Source organism: Flavobacterium sp. LC2016-13, from assembly GCF_009707955.1.
Lineage (GTDB): Bacteria > Bacteroidota > Bacteroidia > Flavobacteriales > Flavobacteriaceae > Flavobacterium.
Genome location: NZ_WMDQ01000001.1, coordinates 84,838 through 102,241, shown reverse-complemented (window position 1 = coordinate 102,241; position 17,404 = coordinate 84,838). Strand labels below are relative to the sequence as shown.

Annotated in this window: 8 protein-coding genes; all 8 read left to right on the top strand. The window is 35.3% G+C overall.

Features of this window, described 5'->3' with window-relative positions; translation table 11 throughout:
* The first annotated feature begins 10 nt into the window (after window positions 1–10).
* A complete protein-coding gene (locus tag GKZ86_RS00410; protein ID WP_154781172.1) occupies window positions 11–1,708 on the top strand; it encodes a recombinase family protein in 1,698 nt (565 codons plus the stop codon).
* A 511-nt stretch (window positions 1,709–2,219) separates the two neighbouring features.
* On the top strand, window positions 2,220–2,921 hold the full coding sequence (locus GKZ86_RS00405; RefSeq protein ID WP_154781171.1) for an outer membrane beta-barrel protein: 702 nt from the start codon (window positions 2,220–2,222) through the stop codon (window positions 2,919–2,921).
* A 14-nt stretch (window positions 2,922–2,935) separates the two neighbouring features.
* Window positions 2,936–3,667 carry a porin family protein gene (locus tag GKZ86_RS00400; RefSeq protein ID WP_154781170.1) on the top strand — a complete coding sequence of 244 codons (732 nt, stop codon included), beginning with the start codon at window positions 2,936–2,938 and terminating at the stop codon, window positions 3,665–3,667.
* A 31-nt stretch (window positions 3,668–3,698) separates the two neighbouring features.
* Window positions 3,699–5,663 (top strand): T9SS type A sorting domain-containing protein, encoded by a 1,965-nt coding sequence (locus GKZ86_RS00395; protein ID WP_154781169.1) that lies wholly within the window; start codon window positions 3,699–3,701, stop codon window positions 5,661–5,663.
* A gap of 75 nt (window positions 5,664–5,738) precedes the next feature.
* The gene (locus GKZ86_RS00390) at window positions 5,739–15,644 is read left to right on the top strand and encodes a SpvB/TcaC N-terminal domain-containing protein (protein WP_154781168.1); all 9,906 of its coding nucleotides are present in this window, start codon (window positions 5,739–5,741) and stop codon (window positions 15,642–15,644) included.
* A gap of 2 nt (window positions 15,645–15,646) precedes the next feature.
* The gene (locus GKZ86_RS00385) at window positions 15,647–16,225 is read left to right on the top strand and encodes a hypothetical protein (RefSeq protein ID WP_154781167.1); all 579 of its coding nucleotides are present in this window, start codon (window positions 15,647–15,649) and stop codon (window positions 16,223–16,225) included.
* A 90-nt stretch (window positions 16,226–16,315) separates the two neighbouring features.
* Window positions 16,316–16,897, top strand: coding sequence for a hypothetical protein (locus GKZ86_RS00380; protein WP_154781166.1), 582 nt, complete (start codon window positions 16,316–16,318; stop codon window positions 16,895–16,897).
* A 159-nt stretch (window positions 16,898–17,056) separates the two neighbouring features.
* Window positions 17,057–17,401 carry a DUF2019 domain-containing protein gene (locus GKZ86_RS00375; protein ID WP_154781165.1) on the top strand — a complete coding sequence of 115 codons (345 nt, stop codon included), beginning with the start codon at window positions 17,057–17,059 and terminating at the stop codon, window positions 17,399–17,401.
* The last annotated feature ends 3 nt before the right edge of the window (window positions 17,402–17,404 follow it).

Sequence of the window (17,404 nt, the reverse complement as noted above, 5' to 3'; positions counted from 1 at the left end):
AGCTAAATATATGAGTGTTGAAAATTTCAAAAAATTTCAAAAAGAAAAATTGGCTCAAAAGGCTGAGGTAAAAGAAATTTGGGGCTACACAAGGGTAAGTTCTAAACTTCAGCTAGTAAACAACAGTCTTGAAGAGCAGAGGAGTGAAATTGTCCAGTTTGCATCTAAGAATGGTTATTCACTTAAAAATATACTTGGAGGTACTTATGAGAGCGCTTCGGGAGATTTCACAAGAAAAGAGTTTACTAAATTATTTGAAGAGGTTAAAAGCGCAAAGCAGAAACCTTTTGCAATAGCTATCAAATTTATCAGCAGGTTCTCCAGAACAGGAGGCAATGCTATTACTATTGTGCAGGAACTGGTGGATAAACTGGGAGTTCATTTGATTGAAACATCGTCAGGACTCTGCACCAATGATGAATATAGTAAACTGGATATTTACAGTAAGCTCTTAGATGCCAGAAGAGAAAACATGGATAGATTAGAAAAAACAATTCCAGGCATGAAAGCACTGCTTAGATCAGGGAACTGGCTGGGTAAAGCTCCGAGAGGTTATACAATGCGAGGGAGAAAAGTAGGGGACTACGCTTTGATGCAGGATACGCAGTCTATTACCATCAATCAGGAAGGAGAGGTTTTAAGAAAGGCTTGGAAGTGGAAATTGGAAGGACAAAGAGATTATGTGATCAGAGAGAAACTTGAAAAACTGAATCTGGTTATTTCAAAACAAGGAATGAGTTCTATGTGGCGTAATCCATTTTATTGCGGAATCTTAGTTAATTCTTTAATTGAAGAACCTGTGAAAGGAAACTGGGCGGGTTTAGTTAGTGAGGAAGATTTCCTGAAAGTGGATAACATGCTTTCTGAAAACAACGTAATTGCAGTTAAGGAATATTGTAAAACTAAAGTTAATGAATTTAGACCCCTTACAGGATTTTTAAGATGCGAGTGTGGATGTCTTCTTACAAGCTATGAGGTTCGAAAAAAGAAAGCACATTATTACAAATGTCAGAAGTGTAAAAATGCCAGTTTTAATGCTCTGACTACCCAAAAATCAAAAACGGAAGGGTTGAATGATTCTTTCGAAAGGTTATTGTCAAAATATACATTAAACTCACGATTTGTACAGCCTTTTAAAATGCAGTTGAATAAATTTTTTGAAGATGTAAACACAGAAGCTAAAGAAGAAATGAAAAGCTTACTTGAAAAGAAAAAAGATGTTGAAACTAAAATTGAGAATTTGGATAAACGCTATTTTGAGAACTCAAATTTTGGAGATGAAAAATATAATAGATATGCGCTTCAGTTTGAGACTGAACTGAAGATGATTGAAACCCATATACACTTGAATGCAAAAAAAATATCTAACCACAGCAGACATATCGATAAGGTAGTGGAAAAAGTCTCTAACATCAGTAAATACTGGAAAGAAGGAAATATTGATAGTAAAATCAGAATGCAAAACTTGGTATTTCCTGAGGGATTGTCAATTAGGGCTGAAAACAGGCAGTATCTAACCGGTAAAGTGAACCTAGTTTTTGCCTTAGTTTCAACGTTTGCAAGGGTTGAAGCAGGTGCTAAAAAACAAAAAACCCATCAAAATTTTGATGGGTTATTCTCTGTAGCCCCGCCCGAACAAATGTCGAACTTTTTTTTGGAAGATTTAGAAAAGTTATTGAGCATTCCTATCACAAGAAATGCTTCATAGCGCCTCATTTTCGTAGCTTTTATATGAGCAATTTATTATTATTGTTTGAAATGCTAATTGTTATTAAAAAAGACTTAGTTGAGATGATTTCGTTCCAATCGAGTGCCTTATTCCCATTTTAGAGCCTGTTGATAGCTTAGAACCAGGATTTGATTCGCTAAATTTAGTGCTTCACAAGGAAAATATTTTAAGCTTTTGATCTTATAGAGAAATAGGGATTAGAAACTAATTCCTAGCATTTCGCTTAGATAAATACATTAAGTATTTAACGATTTTAAAAAAAAAAACATTTTTAAAATCCACTGCATACAAGATAGTAAATGTCGGATAACAATAACTGTGAAATGTTCTTTAGTTTAAAAATTTAAAAAACCCATAAAATACTTTACTGTATTCCCTACTGGAGTTTTAAATATAGGTAAAGTTATAACGTAAGATTTTAATTAGTTTTATCGATTTATTAGAGATAAAAATCAGAAATTAATACATATATTCGCAAAAATTTTTATTAATGAAAGTACTATTACACCTATTAATATTTTGTTCTTTTTTTAACACTAATCTTTGCGCGCAAAATGAAACTAATATTACCTACGGACTAAAACTCGGAGGAATTTATTCTAAAATCAGTAATTTACCCGAATGTATTAAAGGCAGAGATAACACTTTTGATAATAGTGTTATGGAAAGCAAAGGTGGCTACGGAATCGAAGGAGGTTTCTTTTTAAACTGTAAACTTTACGATACACGTGTTGCAATTCAGCCGGAACTTTTATTCAGACAGTCTTCTCAAACTGTCAATTATCACGATACTACAGGCAAGGAATTTGAATTAGGATTAAATTATTCCTATCTGCAGATTGGAGCCTTATATAAAGTATATCCCTACGAAGGTTTAAATTTAGGATTTGGCGCTTTCTACGGCATCAGTTTATCTCCTAACAATATTACTTATAAATCTAACGAAGCTGGCGGAATGTACGATGTTGCCACCAGACAGTTCTATCAGGATGGTCTTGACGGCGCAGACGATTTTTCATTGTGCTTTGCATTGGGTTATGAATTGCACCAAAGTATTCACTTCGATTTACGCTATTATTTAGGGGTAAAAGATGTGGTGAAAAGTAATGCATCTTCTTTTCAGTTTATCGAAAATCAAAACAAAAGCGGAGTAGTTAGTTTTTCTTTAGGCTACAGTTTTCATCAATGGTAATTTCAATAAAAAACATGAAAAAAATTATTTTGCTACTACTAGTAGTGAGCACAAAATCCCTATTTGCACAAGGTGACAGAGAAATTACGTATGGTTTTTTTGGTGGCGGTATTTATTCAAAAATGTCAAATCTTCCAGATGTGATAGTACCAAAAGGAATTTATGAAGGATATACTTTAAAAGAAGAAGGTAAATTTGGAGGTACGGCAGGTCTGGTAATCAATTGGAAATATCCTTATGCCAAAGTAAGTATACAGACCGAAATATCCTATTCTGGTCAAAGTACTGATTTAAATTATGAAGACATCAAAGGTTTGAAATACAAAATGACTTTTGGTTACAGCTATATTAACGTTGGTGCACAATTCAAATACTATCCGGTTGAAGGATTTTATATAGGCGCGGGACCATACGTTAGTTTTAATATTGCGAGTGATAATATAAAATATACTTCTAATGCGCAAGAGATATTTGCTAATTCAGGGACTTATTTTGAACCTGATGCCAATGTACAAAAAGTACTAAAAGAATCTCTTACCGGTAAAAATTATTTCTCGGGAATATTCTCTCTGGGTTATGAATTTAAATCGAATCTTTCCGTAGGAGCCCGCTACACTTTAGGTCTTACAGATGCTTTAACAACAGAAGAAAACGGGCATCGCTACAGCGAAAATAAAAACAAAATCAATAGTATTTCATTAATTATTGGTTACTCATTTGACTTTGATGATCTGGCCAATTTCTAAGAGTCGATTTCATTTTAAAACATAGAGAATTATGTATAGAAAGATTTTTTCAGCATTGGTTTTTATAAGTTTATCGGCAAATAACCTGGTCTTTTCACAGCAAAAGGTATTACCCGGAGCAGTCGAAGACCCATCTTTTTGGATTAAAACCCGAAACAACGCAGATGCCTATTACTGGGAAAGCCTCACTAAAATGGAAGGGAAAATATCCAAAAAAAAACAGACCGGAACGGCTTTCAATTTTAACCCGAGTATTGTTTTTGATACTGCTCAGGATTCCCTGATCTTACCTTTGGGCATAGAAAGTAAAAGACGTCAGACCTTATTTATAGTTTACAAAGTAAAAGACAGTTTGAAAGAGCAATTTTTATGGACGATAAACGATCCTCAAAAAACACTTTCAGTTGCAACCAATAAACGTTTGGTTGATCTAAAAAAATATTCTTACCAATCCTATCAGGAAAAGATAAAACCTCGTAAAGCGAACATTCACTTTTTTCAACAGAATGTAACGGATAGTGTTGCAAAGCTATCGTCATTAACGATTGGGCAAAAATCTAAATTTGAGAAATTACCTCCTGAAGAGTTTAAAGGAAATATAAGTGAAATTCTAGTTTACAACAGGGTTTTATCTGGCAAAGAAACACAAAAAGTAGCCAGTTACCTCGGAATTAAATATGGTATTTCGCTTTCGCAATTTGAAAATAAAAACTACCTCAACAGTCAGGGAGAAACTATTTGGGATATCGGCCATCATAAAAATTTTGACTCCTCAATTACCGGAGTTGGAAGAGATGATGCCAGCGGATTACTGCAGCTAAAGAGCAGCAACATGATCGAAGAAGGGCTTTTGACAATAGAACTTAAAAGTAAATCGGGCACAATACCCAATAACTACTTTTCTTTTTGGAGTGATAACGGAAAAAATCTCTTGGTCAAAAAACAGGAACAGGGAGAGCCAATTGGTATTACAAGACAATGGCAATTGGATTATACAAATCCAACAGACCTTAGTCTTGACTGGTCTTTTAACCCTGCTTTTGTAAAAGGCACTTTACCCAAAGATACCTATTACTGGTTGTTGGTTGATTATTCCGGTAAAGGAACCTATAACGAAAAAGATTCAGAATATGTTCGTTTGGCAAGCACGTCAACTACAGAAAAATTGGTTCTAAAAGATTTTAACTGGGACAAACAAAAATCAGGTAAAGCAAAATTTACGCTAAAGGTCGCGCCGGAAATGTTTAGCAGGGTCTGGATAACGGAAGCTACTTGTGGCATATCAGGATCCGGTCAGTTAAATTATAGCATTGAAGGTGGCGAAGCTCCCTTTACCGTTACCGTTAAAAAAGACGGAAGCGATGTGGTTGTAAAGCAATGGAATCAGGCTGCAAAAAGCACTACAGGATTACAGCTTTCATCTGGAACTTATGATTATATTGTTCGTGACGCAAAAGGAAATTTATACTCGGAAACCGTTTTTGTGGCTGATAAGCAAGGAACATTCCCCAATTTAAAATCAGATTATTTATTGACGGGTGGAAGTGCCATAACCCTTGATGCAAGTGCAGGTTTACCAGCAGGAAATTATGAATACCAATGGTTTTATGAAGGCGATTTTATAGACAATAATCCTAAAATTCTAGTCGATCAGCCGGGTAATTACGAACTACGACTATTAAATGGTCAGGAATGTAAAACGGCGACCAAGATTGCTATCGCTACAGATGGAAAAGAAATTACCGATTCGAGTGTAATTATTTTATATCCTAATCCAACTACAGATGGTCATTTTTCTGTGGCTATGCAATATCCACACAAGACAGATGTAAATATTAGTATTTACTCTCTGACAGGATCTATTATAAAACAAAAACACCTTACTCAAATAGAAACTTATTTGTATGATGATACTATCAATAGTTCATCGGGAATGTATCTGGTGTCTGTTAGTTCAGAATTTGGCACAAAAACCTTTAAAGTTATTGTGAAATAATTCATTCCATTTTGGCAAAATAAACTTTGTAGAAATGATTTAAATAAACGTTTGGGTAAATTGATTATCTTCTTTATGAAAAATAAAATTATAATACTTGTATTTTTAATTGGTTCGTTTTTGTTCGCAGCAAATTTTGGACCTTATAAGATAGCTTCCTTTTTTACTAAAAATGCTTCTGAAAAAGAATCAGCGGTTTCAAAAACAGATTCAACAGCAATTCTTAAGACTGAAAATAAAACTGTAAAATCATTTTCGGCAGATATTACAGAAGGAATCATTGGTGTCGCTGACGCATCCGATGCGGATGATGCTTATGATAACGTTTTTCATTTTAAAGTTGATGCTTTACCTGCAAATGGAGAGAGTGCTTATTTAGAATACGAATTATACGGATACGATCAGGCAGCTTCGATTTCAAGAAGTTTAAACAATCAGCCCAGTATTGGAGGTCAATTTTTATCTCAAAATAAAAACTGGACAAAACAATCGGAATTACTTTCTGAAAAATTATTACGTGCCGGAGATAACGTTTTGCTATTTACCGCTCCTGAAGGTAGTTCAAATTCATATAAAATCAGGAATGCCCACATTGTTTATAAAACAGCACTTCCTTCAAGTGATTTTACATTATTAAGATTCGAGAATAAGCTATACATCAAAGGAACCAATATACCTTCTCAGATAAAAAAAATTAGTATTGGCGGAATTGATATTGATCCTAATCAACCGGAATTTGAATTAATTTTTGATGCAGCAACAATAGGAAAATCAATTGTGGTTACTAAGGAAACAACTACGGGAGTTATCGTTAAAGAAAAATTAGAATTAAAGCATTTTTCCAAGGTGGATCGTTTCAGACCTATTGAAAATGCAAAAGAACGCATTTTTAAAACTATTGATTTTCAAACTAATAATACACTTTTGTATAGAAATTTTTTAGCTATTTTTCCTGTTGGAGCTCTTAAAAACAATATAACTGTATCTGTTAGCGGTTTAAGAAAAATAGACATTGCACCGCTAAACTCTTCAATGGTGAATGTTACCGGAATAAATGCAGGTTTTAGATTATTGCCACATGGAACTATTTTTGAAAAAGCCGTTACCTTATCAATACCGTATGATAAGAAAACAATTCCGGAAGGATATACAGAGAAAGATATTAATGTTTTTTATTTTGATGAAAACAAACGTCTTTGGCAAGAAATTGCAAAAGATTCATTGGATATTAAACAGGGAATAATTAAGGCAAAAACAACACATTTTACCGATTTTATTGCTGGTATTGTAAAAATGCCTGAATCTCCAGAAACTTCGGGTTATACTTCAACGAGCATCAAAGATCTAAAAGCGGCAAGTCCGCTCGTTGGGATTCAGTCTATAGAGACGCCTTCTGCAAATGGAAGAGGAACAGCAAGTACAGCTTTTTCTATTGTAATTCCAAGCGGTAGAGGCGGAATGCATCCATCATTAAATCTGCAATATGATAGTGACGGCGGGCACAGCTGGACAGGTATGGGCTGGGATATTTCGGCTCCGGCAGTAAGTATCGAAACCCGCTGGGGAGCACCAAGATACGATGCCGCTAAAGAAACAGAAACATATTCGATTGCGGGTGAAGCCTTGATTCCGAATTCACACAGAGCAGAATGGACTGGAAGAACTACTGACAAACAATTTTATCCAAGACGTGAAAGCGCTTTTCAGCAGATCATCCGTAAAGGATCTTCACCTAAAAACTATTATTGGATAGTAAAAGATAAAAGTGGTACTGCTAGCTATTATGGAGGTACAACTTCAGGACTTGCAACAAATGGTATTTTGCAGGATGCAAACGGGAATGTCGGATATTGGGCACTTTGTCTTCAGGTTGATTTAAATGGAAATACTGTAGAATACGAGTATGACAAACGCGATGGGGGGATGTATCTTAAAAAAGTCTATTATACAGGGCTTGGTTCTCAAAAAGGAAATTACAGTGTCACGTTTGTAAAAAATGGGGATTTGGGAGAAGCAAATCGCCCTGACGTTCAGGTTTCAGCGCGATTAGGTTTCAAACAGTTATACAATCAATTACTACGAAAAATAGAAGTACGATTTAAAAATGAAATGATTCGCAGTTATGAATTGCAGTATAAAGAAGGTGCTTTTAAAAAGACTTTACTAGAATCAATTTCAGAATATGATTCGGAGTCAAACTTATTTTATACCAATAAACTAGATTATTTTGATGATATTCGAGATGCTTCAGGAAAATATAATCCTTTTGGACCGGAACAGACTTGGAGTGTACCAAACGATAATTTGAAGAACAGTTCAATCCCATCATTCAGTGATGCATTGTTTTCTGGAAAACACTCATTAGTAAGTAGTACCGAGGGCTCAACGACAGGTATCAGCTACAGACTTGGAATAGGTTTAGCAACCAATGCAGGAAGCCTTAAAGGATTTACTGTTGGAGGGCACGGAGGAAATAGTTGGGGAACATCTGATACTACTGTTACATTAGAAGATTTAGACGGTGACGGACTACCGGATAAAGTATTCAAAAATAAAAATGGAGTTTACTACAGAAAAAATCTTGCAGGCTCAGGGCAGTTGGCTTTTGGAGAATTGCAGGAAATTAATATTAGTGATGTTGGATTTTCTAAGTCTACTTCATTCAATTGGGGTGTCGATTTAAATTTAAAATTTGGAAATATTGGTTACGACCAGCAGCGTTCGACCAATAAAACCAAGGCTTATTTCATGGATTTTAATGGAGACGGACTAATAGATTTCGTGCGAAACGGACAGGTATATTATAACCGATTAGAAAACGGAATCCCGACCTTTAAGACTAGTAGTACTGGTACTCCGTCACCTGTTTTTGGCGGTGGAAACGTAAGTATTCCGGGTGTAAGTACAATTCCGATTGAAGAAATAGAAAAACAAAATCCGCTGCATGATGTTGTGCGTATGTGGGAAGCTCCTGTAAAAGGAATTATTTCTATTTCGCATCAATATCAATTAGTGCAGGAATCAACGCCGGAAAGAATAAAAGCTCGGACAGAATATATCAACAATGCCGGTGAAGATAAAGCAGACGGTGTTCATTTATACTTTCAAAAAGGAACACAATTACTTTGGAACGAAGCCATTGGTGCAACAGATTATAATATCAAAACCAAGCAAAATACTGCAGTTTCTGTCGAAAAAGGAGAGCGTTTGTATTTTAGGGTAAGTGCTGTACGAGACGGAAATTTTGATGCGGTTATTTGGGACCCGATTATTACTTATTCGACGGTTAAGCAATTCGACAGGGATATAAATGGAAATTTAGTTAATGCAGATTTTCCAGTTCCTGTAGCGCTAAAAGATGCCAATTTATATTCACTAGCAACATATAAGGCGAGTTCTGATTTTTTCAGCAGTTCTATGGCAGGAAAAGCTATTCCGGTAGCAGGAAATGTTTTGTTTAAAGGAATATTAAATAAGCCCGTTACGTCAGATCATATTAGGTTTGTGATAACTAAAAATTATTTGGAACAAACCAGCCCTCCGGTAATTTTATTTGAAAAGACTTTTCTAGCAAATGAAGTTGCTGCTTTTAATTTAGCATCTATAAATCTGCCTGCCTTTGAAACTCAAACACAGGTGACCATGGCATTAGAAACGCAAACCAATATCAATTGGCAAAGCATTTCTTTTGCTCCAAGCGTTACAGTACCAGCCATTCCGGGTGGAGTTGCGGAGGAAGTTCCAATGGAAGTTTCTCATTTGCTGTATAACAAAAGAGAAGGAAATTATAACATTCCAGGCGTTAGTTCAACGGTTAACGGAAAAGTTAAACTAAATATATTACCACAGGATTTAGTGCTGGCATCTCCTTTTCCTCCCGGAACCGTTAATAATTATAATGGAGAAGTAATTATTTCGGCCAAACAAAATAATGTTCTGTTAGCGCGTAAACGCTACCAGCTCACCACTGGAACATTGACAGAAGTAATCAATACTTTTGATAATGCAGTGGTTTACCCTGATGCGGTGGCAGGAATTCCAATTCAGTTAGAAACCACAGTTTCAAATCCGCTTTCTGTAAATATTCTTAGAAATTATCCAAAAATAAATGCCCTTAATCTTCAGGTTCAGGTTATTGATTTAAAAGATATAGCAAATCTGACAGATGATGTGGTGTGGAATGCTGCTACAAACGATTTTGCGATATACAGCCTTTTAAATCCTGATGAACGAACACTAGGTCTATATCAACGCAATTGGGGAGGATTTGTTATAAACGGAAATCTTGCTACAAATACAATAGACCAGAATAAACTAAAACAATCAGATCCTTATAATACAGAACCTGATTTAAATAATACAGATCCTGAAAATTATGATGGAAAAGGATACGAAATTGCCGATAGCTATTTTGTTTCTTTAAATCCTTCGTATGCAAAAACGAAATTGGAAGGATTGGAAGAGTCTATATTTATAAAAGGACCAATGATTGGAACTTCAAGATTAGGAGAAGATGATATTTCAGATTATACGGACTTTTCTTTGCCAACTTTGGCGGGCGGAAGCACCTCGGCGCTTGATATGATCAGCGAAAGCAAAAGTAAAAGTATCTCAGCAGGGGTTTCTGTAGGTCCGGGTAATTTAGGTTACAGTAAATCTATTGATGGCGATTCGTATGTAACCCAGACCATGAGCGACTTTAATGGTGACCGATTCCCAGATTATATACGAGGAGAAAATGTCCAGTTGACAATACCTGTTGGAACTGTTTCTGATGAAGTAATTAATTTAGGAGACAATTTCAGTCATTCTAAAACAAGTTCTGAAGGACCTAATTTTGGCGGAAGTTATAGCCATGGTGCACCATCCAATTCACTGAGTGTAACTATTGGAAAAGCAAGCGTTAAAAAAGATTCAGCAGAAGGAACAGCTTCAAAAGAAGCTGAAAAAGGAGGAAACAGTATTTCTGTAAGTGCTTCTCAAGGGAAAGGTGAAGACCGCTCGACAATGCTACACAGTGATATTAATGGCGACGGATTACCCGATAAAATATTAGACTCTGGAGATGTTTTTTTAAATACAGGATATGGTTTTTTACCAGTAGAAAATTGGAATTTTAATACTTTAAATAAAGGTAATTCAACCGATTGGAGCGCCGGATTAGGTTTTAGTATTAAACAGGGATCGATTTCCGGAGGGGCTAATTATGCCCGATCTCAATCAGATAGTGATGAATCTTTTATGGATATTAACGGGGACGGGCTCGCCGATAAAATAAGATATGTGGGCAATACCATTTTGGTTTCGTTAAACTTAGGGAGTTCTTTTGATGCGCCAATTGTTTACCCAAGATTCGCCGAAATGAACCAAAATAAAGGAGTAAGCTACGGAATGAATGCAAATTTTTCATTTGATATTATCGTTTGGCTACTTCGTATTACTCCAACTGTTGGAGGAAGTAAGGGATGGAGTACAAACCGATCTGAAGGTACTTTTACGGATATTGATGGTGATGGAAATTTGGATTATGTCGTTTCAAAAGATGATGGTCACTTAACTGCACAATTATCAAATATCAAAAGAACCAACAAACTAAAAAGTGTTACAAACGGTGCAGGAAATAGTTATGTTGTAGATTATGAATTATTAAAGCCAAGTTATGAAAATCCTTCAGCAAAATGGGTTTTACAATCTGTTGATGTTTTTGACGGACATGTTGGTGATGGTATCGATCATTCAATCAGTAAATTTAGATATGAAAATGGGTATCAGGATCGTCGTGAAAGAGAATTTTATGGTTTTGAAAAAGTAATTGAAGAGGAAATTGATGCTGCTGATAATTCACTTTTCTCTACAACAGTTCAGGAATTTTACAATCAGGATTATTTCAGAAAGAATCTTTTAAAACATAGTTATACTTTAGACAAGAACGGAAAAATGCGTAAAGAGTCTGAAAACGAGTACAGTTTAATTGATGTGACGACCCAGGCAAATATCCCGGTTTCAGAATTGAATTTGCCTTCGTGTGATGACAAACGTATTTTTGTCGGATTAATTCATGCCAATCAAAAAATATACGAAGGAGGAAGTGAATATTTAGAAACAAATACATTTAATACCTATGATGCTAATGGAAATATTATTCAGTACGAAGATCTAGGAAACGGTTCTGCTGCTGATAAGGTGACAGCAAAAATAAGTTATTATGAAAGTACAACACCTTATTACGGTGGTATAGCAAAACAATTAGAAGTTTTTACTACCGAAGGTTTACGTCGTAAAAGAGCCACAACAATCAATACCACAACAGCAGAAGTAACGCAAATTAAAAATTATATTGCAGCAGATAAAATTGCCGTTACTGACATCGCCTATGATACTTACGGTAACCTCGAAAAAATCACCGGACCTGTAAACCACAAGGGTCAGCGTATGACATTAGAGTATGTACATGATGCAGAAAATCATCAGTACATGACCGAGATAAAAGATGCGTTTGGCTACCAAAATAAAGTAGAATTTGATTATCGTTTTGGCGCACCGCTTAAAACGACAGATCGTAATGATCAAAGTACTATTTATACGATTGATGCTAAAGGACGAACATCGACTATTAAAGCACCTTACGAAATTGCTTCTGGGAGACCCTATACAATTGCTTACGAATATTTTCCAGAAGCAAAAGTTCCTTATGCCAAAACTAGAAATTATGATCCTGAACTAGGTAAAGACATTGAAACATATACTTATACAGATGGATTAGGAAGACCTTTGCAAGTTAAAAAAACCGCAAGTTTATTTACACAGCCAGGCAGTCCGGATCAGGAAGCGCATGTAGTTTCAGGAAAAATAGTTTATGATGGATTGGAAAGACCAATAGCGACCTATTATCCAACAACGACTACTACAATAGATAACAACTTTAGTACAGCGCTGTCAAATATAGCTCCAACTAAAACAGATTATGATGAAGTAGGGAGGCCTATAAAAGTGACATTGCCAGACGGAAGTACTAGTACAACTCTTTATGCTATTTTAAATTATGAGGGACTGCCTGTATTAAGCACTACGCAAACAGATGCTTTAAACAGAACAAGCCAGACTTATGCAGATGCTACGGGCCAAAATGTTGCGGTTATACAAAATGATTTAATTACAAAGATTGAAACTAATGCGTTAGGAGAAATAATTAAGGTAATTGACGCTATGGATCATACTACCAAAATTAGTTACGACTGGATAGGAAAACGAATTGACTTTACACATCCTGATGCGGGAACAACAACCATGGAATATGACTTGGCAGGTAACTTAACCAAACGTATAACCCAAGATTTAAAAAACACAGTTCCAAATGGCGGTGCGATAGAATACGTTTATAATTATAACCGTCTGGAAACAATAAAATATCCTAAAAACCCTCAGAATAATGTACAGTATAATTATGGTAAAGCCGACGGAACTCCATCTCGACGCGGCAGGCTATGGTTTGTTCAAGATGCAACGGGAGGTCAGGAATTTTTCTTTGGAAAACTGGGCGAGATAGAGAAAGAAATACGTACACTTCGCATTACGGCTACCGACGTGCAGACTTACATTTCGCAATTTGAATATGATACGTGGAATCGAATTCAAAAAATGACTTATCCAGATGGAGAGGTTGTAGAATATACTTATAACCGTGCAGGAAATCTGCAAAGCATGCAAGGTAAAAAAGAAAGTCATTCCTACGATTATATCAAACAATTAAGTTATGATGAATTCGAGCAACGTAAATATCTAAAGTACGGTAACGATACAGAAACCAATTATACCTATGATGCTGTAATGAGAAGATTACAACAGCTTCAGGTAAAAAGCGGTGTCAGGGTAGTCATAAACAATTCATATGGCTATGATTTGGTTGGAAACGTATTGAATATTAAAAATACTGCTCCAATAATAAACAATACCTTAGGAGGGACATCTTCACAAGAATACCAGTATGATGATTTTTATAGATTAAAATCTGCAAAAGGAACTTATCAGGGTGAATTTACAAAAGCGAATTATGAGCTTAATATGACGTATAATAAAATACATAGTATTACGAAAAAAGATTTGCTGCATACTGTAAATAACGAGCAAAAAGGTTACGTTTTGGATTACAACTACGATAACGAACTGCATCCGCATGCGCCTAATAAAATTGCAGAAGCTGCAAAACAAGATTCGCGAGAATATGTATACGATGGAAACGGAAACCCAATAAGTTATACAGAAACTCAAAGTTTCAGGAAAATGACATGGGACGAAGAAAACCGTTTAATGGGTATTAACGATAATGGAAGAATTTACCAATATTCTTATGATAGTAACGGAGAACGTGTAATTAAAAGTTCAGGCGACTCTCAGAACGTGGCAATCAATGGTGAAAATGCTGCCACAATTATACATACTGACGATTATACGGGCTATGTAAGTCCTTATTTTGTTATAACAAAAGGTAAATTTACCAAACATTATTTTGAAGGAAGCGGGCGTCTTGTTAGTAAACTTGGTAACGGAACTTTTGCACAACCTTTAGGTTTAACTGCAGGAGGAGTTAATTACACTAATCTTACTGCTGAACAGCAAAAAGCTCTAGATGCCTATGTGAGAAGTCTTGGATTACCGCCGGGACCTCCAACACAACAAGGAATTTATGCTACGCCGGAATTTACCGGAAATCCATATCCTAGTGAGGTGCTTAAGCCTGTTGAGGAAAATCAGGAGCCTCCGGAAGGATGGCCAAGAAATCCTATTTTTAATGCGCCGGGAGATGTTCCTGGACCGCCTGTGCAATTTGGTCCGCCAATAGAGCCAACAACTGTAAAAGCCGGAGAAGGTTTTACAGGCATCGGAATGCCTGAGAATGATATTTTTTATTTTCACGCCGATCATTTGGGAAGTACTTCTTATATTACAGCCAAAAACGGTTCTATTTCACAGCATGTGGAGTACATTGCTTTTGGTGAGATTTTATTTGAAGAGCATTCAAGTTCGTTTTCTAGTCCCTATTTATTTAATGGTAAGGAGCTAGACAGGGAAACAAACTTAAGTTATTATGGAGCGAGATATTTGGATATGAAGGCAAGTTTATGGCTGAATGTCGATCCATTAATGATGAAAGAAGACTTTTTTGATGAGCCTGAATCTACAAACGGAGGTGCATTTAATTCATTTAACTTAGCATCTTATACGTTCTCATATAATAATCCTGTAAAATACATCGATCCGGATGGAGAATGCCCAAATTGTGCAACCGCTGCAGCAGGAGCATTGATAGGAGGAATTATTGGTGGAGCCATAGAAGCAGGAACTCAATTATACAAAAATGGAAAAGTAGATAATTGGAGAGCTGTCGGTGGTGCTGCTGTACAAGGTGCTGTTGTAGGAGGTGCTGCCGGATTTACCGGAGGTGCAAGTTTACTGGTAACAGCTGGTGTTTCAGGAGGGGCTAATGCTGTTGGAGGCGCGGCAAGCAGAGCTATTCAAGGACAAAAAACAACAATTAGAGATGTAGTTGTTGATGGTACTGTAGGTGCTGTTTTAGGTGCCGGAGGTAAATTAGTTGGTAATGCTGTTAAAAATTCAACAAACAATTTGTCCAGAAGTGTCAAAGGAAAATTAGGAGAAGCGATTACCGAAATAAAATATAAAGGACGTGGTTATATTCGACCGGGTAAAGCTGAAGTTTTGACCGGGGGAAGAACTCCGACAGGCAGGGAGGCAAAAGCAATATTTGACCATGATCTGAGAAATATTTTTACGGGTAGAAAAATAATTGTTGAAAGCAAGTTCAATACATCTGGATTGACCAGAAATCAAAGGACTGTAATTAATAGAGGAACTAATGTTATAATAGACAGAACTACAAGCCAAGGCCTCGGGAATGCTGCCAAAACAGCAACCGTTGGCGCAGGAGGTGGTGTAGCTGCTCAAAGAAACACAAAAAATTAAATATGAAAGATAATTTCAAAATATCAGATAAAGAAGTTTTAGATGCAAGGAATACTATCTTTAAAGATTATGGTATTCCTGAGTTGGAAAAGAATGGCTATGTAAAATCGCCATTTAAAACTTCTTGGTTTGGTCAATACGATTCGAATATTCGTGGATACTCCTACGAATTATGCAAGTTGACAAATCAAAATCAGCTGCATTTTATTAATGCTAGTATGCTTAAAGGTGAAAAAAGGATAAAGATCAGTTTGAATATTTTTGAACTCAACGAAAAATTAAATTCACTTGATGACTTGAAAGATTGTGATGGAATAAATTTTAAGCTGCCGCCAAACGACTTAACTATTATGGAATTAAGATATGATGACTATAAGGGGCCGCCTGTGTTTCATATACTGTTTTTACCTTGGCATAAATTAGGAAACATCAAATCTAAAAGCAGTTTTGAAAAAGAAGTTAGAAAATTAAGGGATTTGGTAAAAAAAGATATGGACAATATTGACTCTTTTGAAAAAAGATGGCATGAATTACATAAACCAAATATAACAGACAAAGAAGGTAATGTAATCAAAAAGTAGTGACGTAAAAGTTTTAATTATCAGTAATTAAATAAAATAAGGATAGAAATTATCACTAGTCAATCAATTCATTTTTCTTTATTATTAAATATGAAAGATAATTTTATAATATCAGATAAAAACCTTCTAGATACAAGAAATACTATTTTTAAAAATTATGGAATTCCTGAGCTCGAAGACAATGGTTATGTAAAATCGCCATTTAAAACTTCTTGGTTTGGACAATACGATTCTAATATTCGTGGATACTCGTATGAATTATGCAAGCTGACAGATCAAAATCAGCTGCATTTTATTAATGCTATTATGTTTAAAGGCGAGAAACGTATAAAAATCACTTTGAATCTCTTTGAACTCAGCGAAAAATTAAATTCGGTTGATGAATTGAAAGATAGCGAAGGAATAAACTTTCATCTTCCGCCTAATAATTCAACTACTATGCGATTAAGAAGCGACGATTATAAAGGTCCTCCTTTGTTTTATATGTTATTTCTACCAGAATATAAACTGGGAAAAATCAATAGTCAAAGTAGTTTCGACAAAGAAGTCAGTAAATTGAGCGATTTGGTAAAAAAAGATATGGCTAATATTGACTCTTTTGTAAAAAGATGGCATGAATTACACAAACCATATATAACAGACAAAGTAGGTAACGTAGTCAAAAAAGGTTAACAAAGTATGGGGTTATAAGATCGTAACCTTCTAAATTTGTGTAAATAATCCAACTTGTAGATATTTTTTAATGTAGTTAATTAGACCAATTGCTAACTGCAAAAAGTTTTTCAAGAATATATGATTTTGACGTTAGGATTAAAAAATTAGTATAGATTAATGAAGATAAAAAACGTAGAAACGGCATTATCAATTTTTGAAGAAGCTTCCATTAAACAACCGGAAGCAACAGAGACAGGAGATTATAAAACAGCAAATAAATTTTATGCTAAAATTGTATTAGCTACAAATTTTTTAAAAGATGAAAATCTCATCAACAAATTAGAAAATTTATTATTACATGAATCGATTGGTGTTCGCTTATGGTCCGCTATTTATTTATTGACCTCTAATGAAAAAGAGGCCTTAAAAGTCTTGAAAACTATTGAAAAAACATCTGGAATACATTCACTTACTGCAGAAACTACGTTAAGTGAATGGAGAAAAGGAAATTTGAATATGTAATTT

Coding starts and splice junctions, on each gene's coding strand:
- GKZ86_RS00410 (WP_154781172.1), top strand. CDS start 11: ATGAGTGTTGAAAATTTCAAAAAATTTCAAAAAGAAAAATTGGCTCAA.
- GKZ86_RS00405 (WP_154781171.1), top strand. CDS start 2,220: ATGAAAGTACTATTACACCTATTAATATTTTGTTCTTTTTTTAACACT.
- GKZ86_RS00400 (WP_154781170.1), top strand. CDS start 2,936: ATGAAAAAAATTATTTTGCTACTACTAGTAGTGAGCACAAAATCCCTA.
- GKZ86_RS00395 (WP_154781169.1), top strand. CDS start 3,699: ATGTATAGAAAGATTTTTTCAGCATTGGTTTTTATAAGTTTATCGGCA.
- GKZ86_RS00390 (WP_154781168.1), top strand. CDS start 5,739: ATGAAAAATAAAATTATAATACTTGTATTTTTAATTGGTTCGTTTTTG.
- GKZ86_RS00385 (WP_154781167.1), top strand. CDS start 15,647: ATGAAAGATAATTTCAAAATATCAGATAAAGAAGTTTTAGATGCAAGG.
- GKZ86_RS00380 (WP_154781166.1), top strand. CDS start 16,316: ATGAAAGATAATTTTATAATATCAGATAAAAACCTTCTAGATACAAGA.
- GKZ86_RS00375 (WP_154781165.1), top strand. CDS start 17,057: ATGAAGATAAAAAACGTAGAAACGGCATTATCAATTTTTGAAGAAGCT.